14 protein-coding genes are annotated in these 16501 nt (G+C 61.4%); 8 read left to right on the top strand and 6 right to left on the bottom strand.

Going from position 1 to position 16501, the window contains the following annotated elements; genetic code table 11:
* Positions 1 to 86 precede the first annotated feature (86 nt).
* Entirely contained in the window at positions 87 to 986 is a 900-nt protein-coding gene (locus ACLH0J_RS30605) for a TIGR01777 family oxidoreductase (RefSeq protein ID WP_411390269.1), read from the top strand.
* A 14-nt stretch (positions 987 to 1000) separates the two neighbouring features.
* Positions 1001 to 2026, top strand: coding sequence for a ferrochelatase (hemH, locus tag ACLH0J_RS30600; RefSeq protein ID WP_411390268.1), 1026 nt, complete (start codon positions 1001 to 1003; stop codon positions 2024 to 2026).
* Between the two features lie 7 nt (positions 2027 to 2033).
* Here hemH and ACLH0J_RS30595 read toward each other — a convergent pair whose 3' ends face one another.
* Both ACLH0J_RS30595 and algW read right to left on the bottom strand, forming a co-directional pair.
* Positions 2034 to 4130: a TonB-dependent siderophore receptor gene (locus ACLH0J_RS30595; protein WP_411390267.1), complete on the bottom strand. Its 2097-nt coding sequence runs from the start codon at positions 4128 to 4130 to the stop codon at positions 2034 to 2036.
* Between the two features lie 111 nt (positions 4131 to 4241).
* Positions 4242 to 5396, bottom strand: coding sequence for a Do family serine endopeptidase AlgW (algW, locus tag ACLH0J_RS30590; RefSeq protein ID WP_411390266.1), 1155 nt, complete (start codon positions 5394 to 5396; stop codon positions 4242 to 4244).
* Positions 5397 to 5498: 102 nt separating this feature from the next.
* Between algW and ACLH0J_RS30585 the strand changes: the two genes are divergently transcribed.
* The 3 genes from ACLH0J_RS30585 to cysN all read left to right on the top strand — a co-directional run bounded on the left by ACLH0J_RS30585 (position 5499) and on the right by cysN (position 9219).
* Positions 5499 to 6257, top strand: coding sequence for a Nif3-like dinuclear metal center hexameric protein (locus ACLH0J_RS30585; RefSeq protein WP_411390265.1), 759 nt, complete (start codon positions 5499 to 5501; stop codon positions 6255 to 6257).
* A 136-nt stretch (positions 6258 to 6393) separates the two neighbouring features.
* A complete protein-coding gene (gene cysD / locus ACLH0J_RS30580; protein ID WP_010565604.1) occupies positions 6394 to 7311 on the top strand; it encodes a sulfate adenylyltransferase subunit CysD in 918 nt (305 codons plus the stop codon).
* 9 nt (positions 7312 to 7320) lie between these two features.
* The gene (gene cysN, locus ACLH0J_RS30575) at positions 7321 to 9219 is read left to right on the top strand and encodes a sulfate adenylyltransferase subunit CysN (protein ID WP_104903965.1); all 1899 of its coding nucleotides are present in this window, start codon (positions 7321 to 7323) and stop codon (positions 9217 to 9219) included.
* Positions 9220 to 9322: 103 nt separating this feature from the next.
* Here the strand turns inward: cysN and ACLH0J_RS30570 are convergent, their stop codons facing one another.
* The 3 genes from ACLH0J_RS30570 to ACLH0J_RS30560 form a co-directional block, all read right to left on the bottom strand.
* A complete protein-coding gene (locus ACLH0J_RS30570; protein ID WP_411390264.1) occupies positions 9323 to 10222 on the bottom strand; it encodes an acyltransferase in 900 nt (299 codons plus the stop codon).
* Positions 10223 to 12322: a phosphate acetyltransferase gene (pta, locus tag ACLH0J_RS30565; RefSeq protein WP_411390263.1), complete on the bottom strand. Its 2100-nt coding sequence runs from the start codon at positions 12320 to 12322 to the stop codon at positions 10223 to 10225. It abuts the gene before it with no gap.
* Between the two features lie 79 nt (positions 12323 to 12401).
* Positions 12402 to 12692: a DUF3565 domain-containing protein gene (locus ACLH0J_RS30560; protein WP_411390262.1), complete on the bottom strand. Its 291-nt coding sequence runs from the start codon at positions 12690 to 12692 to the stop codon at positions 12402 to 12404.
* Between ACLH0J_RS30560 and ACLH0J_RS30555 the strand changes: the two genes are divergently transcribed.
* Entirely contained in the window at positions 12691 to 13176 is a 486-nt protein-coding gene (locus tag ACLH0J_RS30555; RefSeq protein ID WP_411390261.1) for an FKBP-type peptidyl-prolyl cis-trans isomerase, read from the top strand. The two genes, ACLH0J_RS30560 and ACLH0J_RS30555, sit on opposite strands and share 2 nt — an antisense overlap.
* A 189-nt stretch (positions 13177 to 13365) precedes the next feature.
* Here ACLH0J_RS30555 and rpsT read toward each other — a convergent pair whose 3' ends face one another.
* Positions 13366 to 13644, bottom strand: coding sequence for a 30S ribosomal protein S20 (gene rpsT / locus ACLH0J_RS30550; protein WP_003171647.1), 279 nt, complete (start codon positions 13642 to 13644; stop codon positions 13366 to 13368).
* Between the two features lie 253 nt (positions 13645 to 13897).
* Here rpsT and murJ point away from each other — a divergent pair, with 253 nt between their 5' ends.
* Positions 13898 to 15436, top strand: coding sequence for a murein biosynthesis integral membrane protein MurJ (gene murJ / locus ACLH0J_RS30545; RefSeq protein ID WP_411390260.1), 1539 nt, complete (start codon positions 13898 to 13900; stop codon positions 15434 to 15436).
* A 119-nt stretch (positions 15437 to 15555) separates the two neighbouring features.
* Positions 15556 to 16494 (top strand): bifunctional riboflavin kinase/FAD synthetase, encoded by a 939-nt coding sequence (ribF, locus tag ACLH0J_RS30540; RefSeq protein ID WP_411390259.1) that lies wholly within the window; start codon positions 15556 to 15558, stop codon positions 16492 to 16494.
* Positions 16495 to 16501: the final 7 nt, after the last annotated feature.

Here is a 16501-nt window from a genome sequence, read left to right as displayed (position 1 = left end):
AACCCGCATCACGCCCGATTACAAAATCATCCCTGCATACAAAATAGACCAGTGACGGGTGGCGAACGTTACATGAGGAAGATCCCATGCATATTTTGCTGACCGGCGGTACCGGTTTGATCGGTCGCCAACTCTGCCAACACTGGCTCGCCCAGGGCCATCGCCTGACGGTGTGGAGCCGCAAGCCTGAACATGTCGCCAAGATCTGCGGTGCCCAGGTGCTGGGTGTCGGGCGCCTGGAGGAGGTGGTCGGCGCGGTCGATGCGGTGGTCAACCTCGCCGGTGCGCCCATCGCCGACCGTCCCTGGACCCGCAAGCGCAAGGCGCTGCTGTGGAGCAGTCGCATCAGCCTGACTGAAACCCTGCTGATGTGGCTGGAAGGCCTGGCGCAAAAACCGGCGGTGCTGATCTCCGGTTCGGCGGTGGGTTGGTATGGCGACGGTGGCGAGCGTGAACTGACCGAAGCCAGCGGACCGGTGCAGGACGATTTCCCCAGCCAGTTGTGCATCGCCTGGGAGGAAACCGCCCAGCGTGCGCAAGCCCTGGGCATTCGCGTGGTGCTGGTGCGTACCGGCCTGGTGCTGGCGGCCGAGGGCGGCTTTTTGTCGCGGCTGTTGCTGCCGTTCAAACTGGCGTTGGGCGGGCCTATCGGCAACGGTCGGCAGTGGATGCCGTGGGTGCACATCAACGATCAAATCGGCCTGATTGATTTTCTTCTGCACAAGCAAGACGCCAGCGGTCCTTATAATGCCTGCGCGCCGCACCCGGTGCGTAACCGCGAGTTCGCCAAGACGCTGGGGCAGGTGCTGCACCGCCCGGCGTTCATGCCGATGCCGGCCTTCGCGTTGAAGGTGGGCCTGGGTGAGTTGTCCGGCTTGTTGCTGGGCGGCCAGAAAGCACTGCCCGAACGCCTGTTGGCCGCCGGTTTCACTTTCCAGTTCACTGAGTTGCACGCGGCCCTGGACGACTTGTCCAGCCGCCTCTAGAGATAGGATGTTGCATGACGGATCACGCGTTGTTATTGGTCAACCTGGGCTCACCGGCGTCCACTTCGGTGGCCGATGTGCGCAGCTACCTCAATCAGTTCCTGATGGACCCGTATGTCATCGACCTGCCTTGGCCGGTGCGGCGCTTGCTGGTGTCGCTGATCCTGATCAAGCGCCCCGAGCAGTCGGCCCATGCCTATGCGTCCATCTGGTGGGACGAAGGTTCGCCGCTGGTGGTGCTCAGCCGCCGCCTGCAGGCGCAGATGACCGCGCAATGGACCCAGGGCCCGGTGGAACTGGCGATGCGCTACGGCGAGCCGTCGATTGAAACGGCCCTGACCCGCCTGGCTGCCCAAGGCATTCGAAACGTGACCCTGGCGCCTTTGTACCCGCAGTTTGCCGACAGCACCGTGACCACGGTGATTGAGGAGGCCCGGCGTGTGGTGCGCGACAAGAAACTGAATGTGCAGTTTTCGATCGTGCCGCCTTTCTACGATCAGCCGGAGTACATCGATGCCCTGGCGCAGAGTGCGCGGTCTTATGTGGAGCAGGATTACGATCACTTGCTGCTGAGTTTTCACGGCCTTCCCGAGCGCCATATCAAGAAGCTCGACCCTACCGGCGCACATTGTTTCAAGGATGCGAACTGCTGCCAGAACGCGTCGCCCGAGGTGCTTGCCACCTGCTATCGCGCGCAGTGCTTCAGTGTCGCCCGCGATTTCGCCGCGCGATTGGGTTTGCCGGACGGAAAATGGTCGGTGGCGTTTCAGTCGCGCCTGGGCCGGGCCAAGTGGATCGAACCCTACACCGAGGCACGCCTGGAGGCGTTGGCCCAGCAGGGCGTGAAAAAGCTGCTGGTGATGTGCCCGGCGTTCGTCGCCGACTGCATCGAGACTTTGGAAGAGATCGGCGACCGCGGCCGCGAGCAGTTCCGCGAGGCGGGCGGCGAGGAGTTGGTGCTGGTGCCGTGCCTGAATGATGACCCGCAGTGGGCGGCGGCGCTCAACACCCTCTGCGAAAGAGCACCACGGTCACTGTAGGGGCGGGTTAGAGATTGAGGGTCAGGCTGACGGTGAGGTTGCGCGGTTCGCCGGGACTGACCCAGTAGCTGCTGTAGGACCTTTCGTAATACTTTTCATCGAACAGGTTGTTGAGGTTCAGGCCCACGGTGACGTTATCGGTGGCCTTGTAATGGGCCAGCAGGTCGACGGTGTGGTAGGCGGGCAGTTCAAAACTGCCGCCGGCTTCACCGGAGCGATTACCCACGTAAGTGAACGCCGCACCCAGGTCTGATCCGCGCAACGCTCCGTCCTGGAATTCATACACCCCCAACAGACTGCCGCTGCGCTTGGCCACGCCGAGAATCCGGCTGCCCGCTGGAATGGCTTTATCACCCTTGGTCACTTCGGCGTCGATGTAGGCAAAGGCACCAATCACCCGTACGGCATCGGTCACTTGCCCGGTCAGTTGCAGGTCGAAACCCTGGCTGCGGGCCTTGCCCATGGCGCGGTTGGTGTTGGTGGCCGGGTCCAGGGCCAGGACGTTTTCCTTTTCGATATGGAACGCGGCGAGGGTGGCGCTGAGGCGGTCGTCGAACAGCTCGCTCTTGATCCCCACCTCATACCCCACGCCTTCTTCGGGCTTGAAGGATTGGCCATCGGCGTCCAGGCCGCTGTTGGGCTTGAACGAGGTGGAGGCATTGGCGAACACGCCGACTTCGGGCGTGAGCTGGTAGAGCAGGCCGGCGCGTTGGGTGAGGGCGTCGTGGGTTTGGCGGTTCTTGGCGGGGTTGCGGGTGAAGTCTTCGGTGCGCTGTTCGAAATGCTCGAAACGCGCGCCGAGCATGCCGCGCAGACGGTCGGTGAAGATGATCTGGTCTTGTAGGTTCAGTGCCTGGCTTTGGGTCTGTTCAAAGAAGTCGGTGCCCGAGCGCGTGCCGTTGGGTTTGGGCTGGCCGTAGACCGGGTTGTAGAGGTCGATCGTGTAGGAACTGCCGGCGATGGCGGTCACGCGTTCTTTCTTGCGGTAGTCCTCGTACTCGGTGCCGATCAGCAGTTCATGCTGCCAACTGCCGATGTCGAACAGTCCGTGCAGTTCCAGTTGGGTGATGCTGTCATGCCAGCCCATGGAGCGTTCGCGGTAGCGTCGGTCGAGGGTGTGGCCGTCGGCATTCAGCGCGCGGTTTTCCGAGGCGTCGCCCCACAGGCTGCCTTGCTTGTAGTGGCTGGCCAGGCGCAGTTTCCAGGCGTCATTGAGGTGATGCTCAAGGCTGGCCTGGAGACGGTTGTTGTGATTGTCGATATCGCCGTCGTTGGGTTCGCCGAGGAACGTCGAGCGCGACACACCCGATGCCGCGACGATGCCACGATCGAAGGTGGAGCTATGGCGGACGAATTCGCTCTCCACCAGCAGGGTGGTGGAGGGGTCCAACTGCCAACTGAACGAGGGCGCGACAAACACCCGCTTGCTCTGCACGTGATCGCGGAAGCTGTGGTTGTCCTCTACCGCCAGGTTGACCCGCGACAGCACGCGGCCTTCGCTGTCCAGCGGTGTGTTGACGTCCAGCGCGGTGCGATAACGGTCCCAACTGCCGGCGCTGGTTTGCACGGTGGTGAAGGCCTCGGGCTGGGGCTTCTTGGTGACGATATTCACCGTGCCGCCGGGATCGCCACGTCCGTACAGGCTGGCGGCGGGGCCCTTGAGCACTTCGATGCGTTCGATATTGGCCGTGTCCGGCGTGCTCGGGTAGCCACGGTTGGCGCTGAAACCGTCCTGGTAGAACGCCGAGGTGGTGAAGCCGCGCACGCTGTATTCGTAGAGGGTCAGGCCGCCGAAGTTGTTTTGCTTGGACACACCGCCGGCGAATTCCAGGGCGCGCTCCACAGTGTGGCTGCCCAAGTCGTTGAGCACCGTGGCGGGAATCACGCTGATGGATTGTGGGATATCGCGCAGTGCGGTGTCAGTTTTTGTCGCGCTGGCGGAGCGGGTGGCGCGATAGCCTTTGACCGGGCTGGTGGCGGACTCATAGGCGTCGGCGGTGACGCTGATGGTATCGAGTTCCAGGGTGTTTTCTTCGGCGAAGGCGGGGTCGAGCAACAATCCCAGGGCCAGGCCAGCCAAGGGGGCAATTCTTCGAGACGGCATGATAGAGCGTTCCAATAGCGATATTGAAACAATATAACATGTCTAATGAGAATGCCTTCGCTCTGAAACATTAGCTTACAGGTACCCGCGAGCGGGTACCTGCGAGGCGCTTTATTCCTCTTCTTTGACCGGCGCAGGCGGTGGGCGCAGGCCGATTTCCGCCATCAGCTTGAGTTCTTTACCGTTGCGCATCACCTGGATCGCCACCTTGTCGGTCGGCTTGATCCGCGCCACCTGGTTCATCGACTTGCGGCCATCGCCGGCCGGTTCGCCATTGATGCTGAGGATCACGTCGCCCAGTTGCAGGCCGGCTTTCTGCGCCGGGCCGTCGCGGAAGATCCCGGCGACCACGATGCCAGGGCGACCGGTCAGGCCAAAGGACTCGGCCAGTTCCTTGGTCAGCGGCTGCACCTCGATGCCCAGCCAGCCGCGAATCACCTGGCCGTGCTCGATGATCGACTTCATCACTTCCATCGCCAGCTTTACCGGGATCGCAAAACCGATACCCTGGGAGCCGCCGGACTTGGAAAAGATCGCCGTGTTGATGCCGGTCAGGTTGCCATTGGCATCCACCAGCGCACCGCCGGAGTTGCCCGGGTTGATCGCCGCATCGGTCTGGATGAAATCTTCGTAGCTGTTGAGCCCCAGTTGGTTACGCCCGGTGGCGCTGATGATGCCCATGGTCACAGTCTGGCCGACCCCGAACGGGTTGCCGATGGCCAGCGCCACGTCACCGACGCGCAGGCCGTCGGAGCGGCCGAGGGTGATCGACGGCAGGTTCTTCAAATCGATCTTCAGTACCGCCAGGTCGGTTTCCGGGTCGCTGCCCACCACGCGGGCCAGGGTCTCGCGGCCGTCACGCAGGGCGACCACAATCTGGTCGGCACCGGTGGTCACGTGATTGTTGGTGAGGATGTAGCCTTCGGGGCTCATGATCACCCCGGAACCGAGGCTGGATTCCATGCGTCGCTGCTTGGGCCCGTTGTCGCCGAAATAGCGACGGAACTGCGGGTCTTCAAACAACGGATGGGCCGGTTTGTTGATGACCTTGGTGGTGTACAGGTTGACCACGGCAGGGGCCGCCACGACCACCGCGTCCGCGTAAGTCACCGGGCCTTGCACCACCGCGCTGGTTTGCGGGGCCTGTTGCAGGTTGACATCAAGGCTGGGTAAGCCCACCAACTCCGGGAAACGCTGAATAATCAGCATCGCTATCAGCACGCCAGCGAGCAATGGCCATCCAAAAAAACGCAGTGCCTTGAGCATCAAGTAAATCCTGACAGGTTGCAGGGGGCGGGGGAGCGCCCATAATGTGGCGCATTATACGAGGCTGCGAGCGCCTCGGAACGGGATATTTAGGAGTCTTTTATGGCCGTTGCTTTGAGCACTCTCGTCGAGGAAGCGGACCGCTACCTCGGCAGCGCAAAAATTGCCGATTACTGCCCCAATGGCCTGCAGGTCGAGGGGCGCCCGCAGGTGATGCGCATCGTCAGCGGCGTCACCGCCAGCCAGGCATTGCTGGATGCCGCCGTCGACGCCCAGGCCGACCTGATCCTGGTGCACCACGGTTATTTCTGGAAGGGCGAAAACCCCTGCATCACCGGCATGAAGCAGCGCCGCCTGAAGACCCTGCTCAAGCACGACATCAGCCTGCTCGCTTACCATCTGCCGTTGGACTTGCACCCCGAGGTCGGCAACAACGTGCAACTGGCTCGCCAGTTGGACATCACCGTTGAAGGCCCGCTGGACCCGGACAACCTGAAGATCGTCGGCCTGGTCGGCTCCCTCGCTGAACCCCTGTCGGCCCGCGATTTCGCCCGGCGTGTGCAAGAGGTCCTGGGGCGCGAGCCGCTGTTGATCGAAGGCAGCGAAATGATCCGGCGCATCGGTTGGTGCACCGGCGGCGGGCAGGGCTACATCGACCAGGCGATTGCCGCCGGCGTCGACCTGTTCCTCAGCGGCGAAGCCTGCGAGCAGACCTTCCACAGCGCCCGCGAGAACGACATCAGCTTTATCGCCGCCGGTCATCACGCCACCGAGCGTTACGGTGTGCAGGCGTTGGGCGATTACCTGGCGCGGCGTTTCGCCCTGGAGCATGTGTTCATCGATTGCCCCAACCCGATTTGACGGCCAAACCTCGGGGCATATCCATATACCGTTTCGATCTAGTCGGCGCCCTGAATAGAAGAAGGTGCTGTGCTAGCATGCCCCGCTCGAACACGGCCCGCTGGCCGTCCATAAGATCGTTTTTCCGTGAGTAACCATGGTCGACAAACTGACGCATCTGAAACAGCTGGAGGCGGAAAGCATCCACATCATCCGCGAGGTCGCCGCCGAGTTCGATAACCCGGTGATGCTCTACTCGATCGGTAAAGACTCCGCCGTGATGCTGCACCTGGCACGCAAGGCCTTCTTCCCGGGCAAGCTGCCGTTCCCGGTGATGCACGTCGACACCCAGTGGAAATTCCAGGAGATGTACACGTTCCGTGACCGCATGGTTGAAGAACTGGGCCTGGACCTGATCACCCACGTCAACCCGGACGGCGTGGCGCAGGGTATCAACCCGTTCACCCACGGCAGCGCCAAGCACACCGACATCATGAAAACCGAAGGCCTCAAACAGGCCTTGGACAAGTATGGTTTCGACGCCGCCTTCGGCGGTGCCCGTCGCGATGAAGAGAAATCCCGTGCCAAAGAGCGCGTGTACTCGTTCCGCGACAGCAAGCACCGCTGGGACCCGAAGAACCAGCGTCCCGAGCTGTGGAACGTGTACAACGGCAACGTCAACAAGGGCGAGTCGATCCGTGTGTTCCCGCTGTCCAACTGGACCGAGCTGGACATCTGGCAGTACATCTACCTTGAAGGCATTCCGATCGTGCCGCTGTACTTCGCCGCCGAACGCGATGTGATCGAGAAGAACGGCACGTTGATCATGATCGACGATGACCGCATCCTCGAGCACCTGTCCGACGAAGACAAAGCCCGCATCGTCAAAAAGAAAGTACGTTTCCGCACCCTTGGCTGCTACCCGTTGACGGGCGCGGTGGAGTCCGAAGCCGAGACGCTGACGGACATCATTCAGGAAATGCTCCTGACGCGAACTTCCGAGCGCCAGGGCCGGGTCATCGACCACGATGGCGCAGGCTCGATGGAAGATAAAAAACGTCAAGGCTATTTCTAAGGGGCTGTCATGTCGCATCAATCTGATTTGATCAGCGAGGACATCCTCGCCTACCTGGGCCAGCACGAGCGCAAGGAAATGTTGCGCTTCCTGACCTGTGGCAACGTCGACGACGGCAAGAGCACCCTGATCGGGCGCCTGCTGCACGACTCCAAGATGATCTACGAAGATCACCTGGAAGCTATCACCCGTGATTCGAAGAAAGTCGGCACCACCGGTGACGACATCGACCTGGCGTTGCTGGTCGATGGCCTGCAGGCCGAGCGTGAGCAGGGCATCACCATCGATGTCGCCTACCGCTACTTCTCCACCGCCAAGCGCAAGTTCATCATCGCCGACACCCCTGGCCATGAGCAGTACACCCGCAACATGGCCACCGGTGCGTCCACCTGTGACCTGGCGATCATCCTGGTGGACGCGCGCTACGGCGTGCAGACCCAGACCCGTCGCCACAGCTTCATCGCCTCGTTGCTGGGCATCAAGCACATCGTGGTTGCCATCAACAAGATGGACCTCAACGGCTTCGACGAGGGCGTATTCGAGCAGATCAAGGCCGATTACCTGAAGTTCGCCGACGGTATCGCCTTCAAGCCGAGCACCATGGCGTTCGTGCCGATGTCGGCGCTCAAGGGCGACAACGTGGTCAACAAGAGCGAGCGTTCGCCCTGGTACACCGGCCAGTCGCTGATGGAGATCCTCGAGACCGTCGAGATCGCCAACGACCGCAACTACACCGACCTGCGTTTCCCGGTGCAGTACGTCAACCGTCCGAACCTGAACTTCCGCGGCTTCGCCGGCACCCTGGCCAGCGGCATTGTGCACAAGGGCGACGAAGTCGTGGTGTTGCCATCGGGCAAGAGCAGCCGCGTCAAATCCATCGTCACCTTCGACGGTGAACTGGAACACGCCGGTCCCGGCCAGGCCGTGACCCTGACCATGGAAGACGAGATCGACATCTCCCGTGGCGACCTGCTGGTGCATGCCGACAACGTGCCGCAAGTGACCGACGCCTTCGACGCCATGCTGGTGTGGATGGCCGAGGAGCCGATGCTGCCGGGCAAGAAATACGACATCAAGCGCGCCACCAGCTACGTGCCGGGTTCCATCACCAGCATCGTGCATCGTGTGGACGTGAACACCCTGGCTGAAGGCCCGGCGAGTTCGCTGCAGTTGAACGAGATCGGCCGGGTCAAGGTCAGCCTCGACGCTGCCATCGCCCTGGACGGTTACGCCAGCAACCGCACCACCGGCGCGTTCATCGTCATCGACCGCCTGACCAACGGCACCGTGGCCGCGGGCATGATCATCGCACCGCCGGTCAGCCACGGCAGCGTTGCGCAGCACGGCAAGTTGGCCCATGTGGCCACCGAAGAGCGTGCTCAGCGTTTCGGCCAGCAACCGGCCACTGTGTTGTTCAGCGGCTTGTCGGGCGCCGGCAAAAGCACCCTGGCCTATGCAGTCGAGCGCAAGCTGTTCGACATGGGCCGCGCGGTATTCGTACTGGATGGCCAGAACCTGCGTCACGACCTGAACAAAGGCTTGCCGCAGGATCGTGTCGGGCGTACCGAAAACTGGCGTCGTGCGGCTCACGTCGCGCGTCAGTTCAACGAAGCCGGCCTGTTGACCCTGGCTGCTTTCGTGGCACCGGATGCCGAAGGGCGTGAACAGGCCAAGGCGCTGATCGGTGCCGATCGCTTGCTGACGGTCTACGTCCAGGCATCGCCGCTGGTGTGCGCCGAGCGTGATCCGCAAGGCTTGTACGCGGCCGGTGGGGATAACATCCCTGGCGAGTCCTTCCCGTATGACGTGCCGCTGAATGCCGATCTGGTGATCGACACCCAGGCCCTGTCGCTGGAAGACAGCGTCAAGCAAGTGCTGGAGCTGTTGCGTCAGCGCGGCGCGATCTAAACCTTGTGGGAGGGGGCTTGCTCCCGATTGCTGAGTCTCAGTCACTGCATCTGGTGACTGATCCACCGCTATCGGGAGCAAGCCCCCTCCCACATTTTTTTGATCAATGGTGACCTGGGTAATCGGTGTGCAACTGTTCCAGCAGCGCATCCTTGTCTTCCCACAACCGATTGATCCAGCCCTGGAACGCCAACCGGTACTCCCCATCCTGCTCATAATTCTTGCCAATGAACTCGGGCGGAATCTGCACCTCTTCAAACTGCACCACCACGTCCTTCACATTCCCGCACAGCAAGTCCCAATACCCAGGGCGTCCGGCGGGATAGTGGATGGTCACGTTGACCAGTGACTTCAATTGTTCGCCCATGGCATCCAGCACGAACGCGATGCCACCGGCCTTGGGCTTGAGCAGGTAACGGAAGGGCGAGTTCTGCTGCGCATGCTTGCCGGGGGTAAAGCGCGTGCCTTCAGCGAAGTTGAAAATCCCCACTGGGTTGTCGCGAAACTTCGCACAGGTCTTGCGGGTGGTTTCCAGGTCTTTACCTTTCTTCTCCGGGTGCTTTTCCAGATAGGCCTTGGTGTAGCGCTTCATGAACGGAAAGCCCAACGCCCACCAAGCCAAGCCAATCACCGGCACCCAGATCAGTTCCTGCTTGAGAAAGAACTTCAGCGGCCGAATGCGCCGATTGAGTACGTATTGCAGCACCATGATGTCGACCCAGCTCTGGTGGTTGCTGGTCACCAGATAAGAGTGCTGGTAGTCCAGCCCTTCCAGGCCCTTCAGGTGCCAGCGGGTACGACGTACCAGGTTCATCCAGCCCTTGTTGTTGCTGATCCAGGCTTCATGGGTGTGGTTCATCAGCCATTCGCTGAAGCCCTTGGCGAAGGGCAAGGCCTTGAACAACGCCACGACGAACAGGAACGAGCACAACAGGATCGTATTCAATGCCAGCAGCAGTGAAGCAATCACCCCGCGCACGGCGGCAGGTAGAAAATCCAGCATTTAGATATCCATAGGTCGGTTGGCGGCTTGGATCGCAGTCAGCGCGATGGTGTACACGATGTCGTCGACCTGAGCGCCACGTGGCAGGTCGTTGACCGGCTTGCGCAGGCCCTGGAGCATCGGCCCCAGGCTCACGCAGTCGGCGCTGCGTTGCACGGCCTTGTGCGTGGTGTTGCCGGTGTTCAAGTCCGGGAACACGAACACCGTGGCCTTGCCGGCGACCAGGCTGTCGGGGGCCAACTGGCGTGCGACGGTTTCGTTGGCGGCCGCGTCGTACTGCAGCGGGCCGTCGATCAACAGCGAGCTTTGCTGTTCATGGGCGAGCAGGGTGGCTTCGCGGACTTTTTCCACTTCCTCGCCGCTGGCCGAATCACCGCTGGAATAGCTGATCATCGCCACCCGTGGGGTAATGCCAAACGCGGCGGCAGAGTCGGCGCTTTGCAGGGCGATTTCCGCCAGTTCGGCGGCGCTCGGGTGTGGGTTCATCACGCAATCGCCATACACCAGCACCTGCTCGGGGAACAGCATGAAGAACACCGACGACACCAGGGTGCAGCCCGGTGCGGTCTTGATCAGTTGCAGGGCCGGCCGGATGGTATTGGCGGTGGAGTGGATGACGCCGGAGACCAGGCCGTCGACCTCGTCCAGGGCGAGCATCATGGTGGCGATCACCACGGTGTCTTCCAGTTGCTGCTCGGCCATGGGCGCGTTGAGGCTCTTGCTTTTGCGCAACGCGACCATCGGTTCGACATAACGCTCGCGAATCAGGTCCGGGTCGAGAATCTCCAGGCCTTCGGGCAATTCGATGCCTTGGGCGCGGGCGACCGCTTCCACGTCCGCCGGCTTGGCCAGCAACACGCAGCGGGCGATGCCACGGGCCTGGCAGATGGCGGCGGCTTGTACGGTCAGCGGTTCACTGCCCTCGGGCAGCACGATGCGTTTGTTGGCGGCCTGGGCGCGCTGGATCAACTGGTAGCGGAACACCGCCGGCGACAGGCGCATCTCCCGTGGCGTGCCGCAACGCTGGTGCAGCCAGCGCGCATCGAGGTGGCTGGCGACGAAGTCGGTGATGATCTCCGCGCGCTCGCGGTCGTCGATGGGGATTTCTTTGTTCAGGCTGTTGAGCTGGTTCGCTGTTTCGTAGGAACCGGTACTCACCGACAGCACCGGCAGCCCGGCCTGGAAGGCGCCGCGGCAGAGGTCCATGATGCGCGGGTCGGGCAGGGTGTCGCTGGTCAGCAGCAGGCCGGCCAGGGGCACGCCGTTGATCGCGGCCAGGCTGACGGCGAGGATGATGTCGTCGCGGTCGCCGGGGGTCACCACCAGCACGCCGGGCTTGAGCAGTTCCACGGTGTTGCGCATGGTGCGCGCGCAGATGATGATCTTGGTCATGCGCCGGGTTTCGTAATCGCCGGCGTTGAGGATTTGCGCGCCCATCAGGTCGGCCACATCGCGGGTGCGTGGCGCGTTGAGTTCCGGTTGATAGGGAATGCAGCCAAGCAGGCGGAAATCGCCGCTGCGCAGCAACGGCGAGTGTTCTTTCAGGCGCGCCGAGAAGGCCTCCATGCTTTCATCGGTGCGGACTTTGTTGAGGATCACGCCGAGCACTTTCGGATCCTTCGGACCGCCGAACAGTTGGGCCTGCAACTCCACGCGGCCGGAGAGTTCGGTGAGTACTTCGTTTTCCGGCGCCGAGACCAGGATCACGTCCGCGTCCAGGCTCTTGGCCAGGTGCAGGTTGACCCGCGCGGCATAGCTGGCGCTGCGGGTTGGCACCATGCCTTCGACGATCAGCACGTCCTTGCCTACGGCGGCTTGTTGATACAGAGTGATGATTTCTTCGAGCAGTTCGTCGAGCTGGCCGTCGCCGAGCATGCGCTCCACATGGGCCAGACCCAGGGGTTGCGGCGGTTTCAGCCCGTGGGTGCGCGCGATCAGTTCAGTGGAGCGCTCGGGGCCGGTATCGCCCGGATGGGGTTGGGCAATTGGCTTGAAAAAGCCGACTTTCAGCCCGGCTCGCTCAAGGGTACGCACCAGCCCAAGGCTGATGGAGGTCAGGCCCACACCAAAGTCGGTGGGCGCGATAAAAAAAGTCTGCATGCGAATTCTCTGGAGGTGCATGGCTTCGGCGGCGCTCTATGGTTGAGTGCCTGCCGGGAATCAGACGCCAAGGTTATCGTTATTCGTGCCCTTGCGCACACCAGCCGCAGGCAAAGGGCTGGCCTATTTTTTCCAGGCGTTGCGCGGGGTCGAGTACCCAGGCGCGGGACTGCCAGGGCGGCTGGTGGCGCAGGTGCTGGGTATGGCCGCAAGACAGCTCGGCGACCCAGTGCCGGTCGGCGTCCTGGTGGAATCCGATGATCAAGGTGACCATTGATCGGTCCCGTCCGTCCGGGTTCTGTTCGCTTTCGGGCAAATCCTTGTTTAGACTTGTCCGTTCTTCAATCTTATGCAAAAGGTCTCGCCCCATGACGATCGCCGCTAACAAGGCTGTCTCCATCGACTATACCCTGACCAACGACGCTGGTGAGGTCATCGACAGCTCAGCCGGCGGCGCGCCGCTGGTCTACCTGCAAGGCGCGGGTAACATCATCCCCGGCCTGGAAAAGGCTCTGGAAGGCAAAGGCGTCGGTGATGAACTGACCGTTGCCATTGAGCCTGAAGATGCCTACGGCGAATACTCCGCCGAACTGGTCAGCACCTTGAGCCGCAGCATGTTCGAAGGTGTTGATGAGCTGGAAGTCGGCATGCAGTTCCACGCTTCCGCGCCAGACGGCCAAATGCAGATCGTCACCATTCGCGACCTGGATGGCGACGACGTCACCGTCGACGGTAACCACCCTCTGGCCGGCCAGCGCCTGAACTTCCAAGTGAAGATCGTTGCCGTTCGCGAAGCTTCCCAGGAAGAAGTGGCCCACGGTCACGTCCATGGTGAAGGTGGTCATCACCACTGATCGATGGTTTGATCGGTTGGTAGAAAAAACGCCCCGACTGGTACGGGGCGTTTTTTTTTGCCTGAAATCCACCACTCTCGCAAAGGGTGCTGCGATGATTCCGTGGACAAATAAAAATGCCCCGGACCTTTCGGTACGGGGCATTTTTTAACTGTTTCGCAACCTGGGCTGCGGCGCAGTTTTTACCACTTAGGCTGCAGCAGCAACGTTCAGAGCCTTGATGTGGCCATTCAGGCGGCTCTTATGACGAGCGGCCTTGTTCTTGTGGATGATGCCTTTATCGGCCATACGGTCGATAACCGGCACTGCCAGAACGTAAGCAGCTTGGGCTTTTTCAGCGTCTTTGGTGTCGATGGCCTTAACTACATTCTTGATGTAGGTACGAACCATGGAACGCAGGCTGGCGTTGTGGCTGCGACGCTTCTCAGCCTGTTTTGCACGTTTTTTGGCGGAAGGTGTGTTGGCCACCGTCGAGCTCCTCGAAAGACTTTTTAGGAAATAGCAAACAAAATAGGCCGCGAATCATGCCGATGACTTGAAGTGTTGTCAAGGGCGGCTGATGCGAACTGCTGAGTGGTCGATCTGAAGAGGCGGGTGATTTATTTCCGGCGCTTGACCTGTAAACTCGCGAGCTTTGGCGCTGTGCTGTTGCAGGCGCGCAGTATCGCATAAGTGGGCGCGTAGTTCGCCTGCTCTTTATCTATAGGCGCAAACTCTTTCAATGAATCTGCTCAAATCGTTGGCCGCCGTCAGCTCTATCACGATGATTTCCCGGGTACTGGGGTTTGTGCGTGACACCCTGCTGGCGCGCATTTTTGGCGCCAGCATGGCCACGGATGCCTTCTTTATTGCCTTTAAATTGCCCAATCTGCTGCGGCGCATCTTCGCTGAGGGGGCGTTTTCCCAGGCTTTCGTACCGATCCTGGCCGAATACAAGACCCAGCAGGGCGAGGAGGCGACCCGTACGTTTATCGCTTACGTCTCGGGCCTGCTGACCCTGGTGCTGATGCTGGTAACGATAGCCGGCATGCTCGCCGCGCCCTGGGTGATCTGGGCCACCGCGCCCGGTTTTGCCAATACCCCGGAAAAATTCGCGCTGACCACGGATCTGTTGCGCGTGACCTTTCCTTATATATTGCTGATTTCCTTGTCGTCCCTGGCCGGGGCGATCCTCAATACCTGGAACCGGTTCTCGGTGCCGGCCTTCGTACCGACCTTGCTTAACGTCAGCATGATCATCTTCGCGCTGTTCCTGACGCCGTACTTCGATCCGCCGGTAATGGCTCTGGGCTGGGCCGTGCTGGCCGGTGGCCTGGCGCAGTTGCTCTACCAACTGCCGCACCTGAAAAAGATCGGCATGCTCGTATTGCCGCGCCTGAACCTCAAGGACACCGGGGTGTGGCGCGTGATGCGCAATATGTTGCCGGCGATCCTTGGCGTGTCGGTCAGTCAGATTTCCCTGATCATCAATACTGCGTTCGCCTCGCTGCTGGTCTCCGGCTCGGTGTCTTGGATGTATTACGCCGATCGCTTGATGGAACTGCCTTCCGGCGTGCTCGGCGTGGCCCTGGGCACCATTCTGCTGCCGACACTGGCGCGCACCTATGCCAGTAAGGATCGCCAGGAATATTCGCGCATCCTCGATTGGGGCCTGCGCCTGTGCTTCGTGCTGGTGCTGCCTTGCTCCCTGGCGCTGGGCATTCTGGCCGAACCACTGACCGTGTCGCTGTTCCAGTACGGGCAATTCGATGCGCATGACGCATTAATGACCCAGCATGCGCTGATCGCCTACTCTGTCGGCCTGCTCGGCATCATCGTGATCAAAGTGCTGGCGCCGGGCTTTTATGCGCAGCAAAACATTCGTACCCCGGTGAAAATCGCGATCTTTACGCTCATCATCACGCAACTGCTCAACCTGGTGTTCATCGGCCCATTGGCCCACGCCGGGTTGGCCCTGGCCATCAGCGCCGGCGCGTGCATCAACGCGGGCCTGTTGTTCTATCAGTTGCGCAAGCAGCAGATGTTTCAGCCACAGCCGGGTTGGGGTCTGTTTGCCCTCAAGTTGCTGGTGGCTGTTGCAATGATGTCGGCGGTGCTGCTCGGCCTGATGCACTTCATGCCTGCCTGGGACCAAGGCCATATGCTGGAGCGCTTCCTGCGCCTGGGCGTGTTGGTGGTGGCGGGCGTGGTGGTGTACTTCGGGATGTTGCTGCTGCAAGGTTTCCGCCTGCGGGATTTCAATCGCAAGGCGCTGGGTTAGAGAGTTTGCCGCGATAAAACGGGTGTTTTATCGAATCAACCCATTTGGCCTGCGCTGTTGCCTGTCACCCAAGGCCGGGTGTGGTTATAATCGACCACTTTATGAGCAAGAAGCGCGTTATGCAGCTGGTTCGAGGTCTCCACAACCTGCGCCCCCAGCATCGGGGCTGCGTCGCCACTATTGGCAACTTTGACGGTGTTCACCGTGGCCACCAGGCTATCCTGGCCCGGCTGCGCGAGCGTGCGGTCGAGTTGGGCGTGCCTAGCTGCGTGGTGATTTTCGAGCCACAGCCGCGGGAATACTTTACCCCGGAAACGGCGCCGGCCCGCCTGGCCCGCCTGCGGGACAAGCTGCAACTGCTGGCCGAAGAAGGCGTGGACCGCGTCCTCTGCCTGGCCTTCAACCAGCGTCTGCAAAGCCTCAGCGCCGCCGAGTTCGTCGACCGTATCCTCGTCGATGGTTTGGGCGTGCAGCACCTGGAGGTCGGTGACGACTTCCGTTTCGGGTGCGATCGCGTCGGGGATTTCGATTTTCTGCAACACGCCGGTGTTACCCAGGGGTTTACCGTCGAAGCCGCGCAAACCGTCGAACTCGATGGCCTGCGCGTGAGCAGTACCCAGGTGCGTAACGCCCTGGCCGCTGCCGACTTCGCCTTGGCCGAGCGTTTGCTCGGTCGCCCGTTCCGTATTGCCGGACGGGTACTGCACGGCCAGAAGCTGGCGCGCCAATTGGGCACGCCAACCGCCAACGTGCAACTCAAGCGCCGTCGTGTGCCGCTGACCGGGGTTTACCTGGTGAGCGTCGACATCGACGGCCAATCGTGGCCGGGAGTCGCCAACATAGGCGTCAGACCCACGGTTGCAGGTGATGGCAAGGCCCACCTGGAGGTTCACCTTTTGGATTTTGCCGGGGATTTATATGACCGGCGTTTGACGGTGGTTTTCCACCAGAAGCTGCGTGAAGAGCAGCGTTTCGCCTCCCTTGAGGCGTTGAAAACGGCGATCAATGCGGATGTCGCCGCCGCCCGTGCACTAGCCGCACCTAGCGCCCATCGCTAACGAAGAG

Origin of the sequence: Pseudomonas sp. MPB23 (assembly GCF_046605395.1) — a bacterium.
Classification (GTDB): Bacteria; Pseudomonadota; Gammaproteobacteria; order Pseudomonadales; family Pseudomonadaceae; genus Aquipseudomonas.
This window is presented reverse-complemented; position numbering and strand designations above follow the sequence as displayed.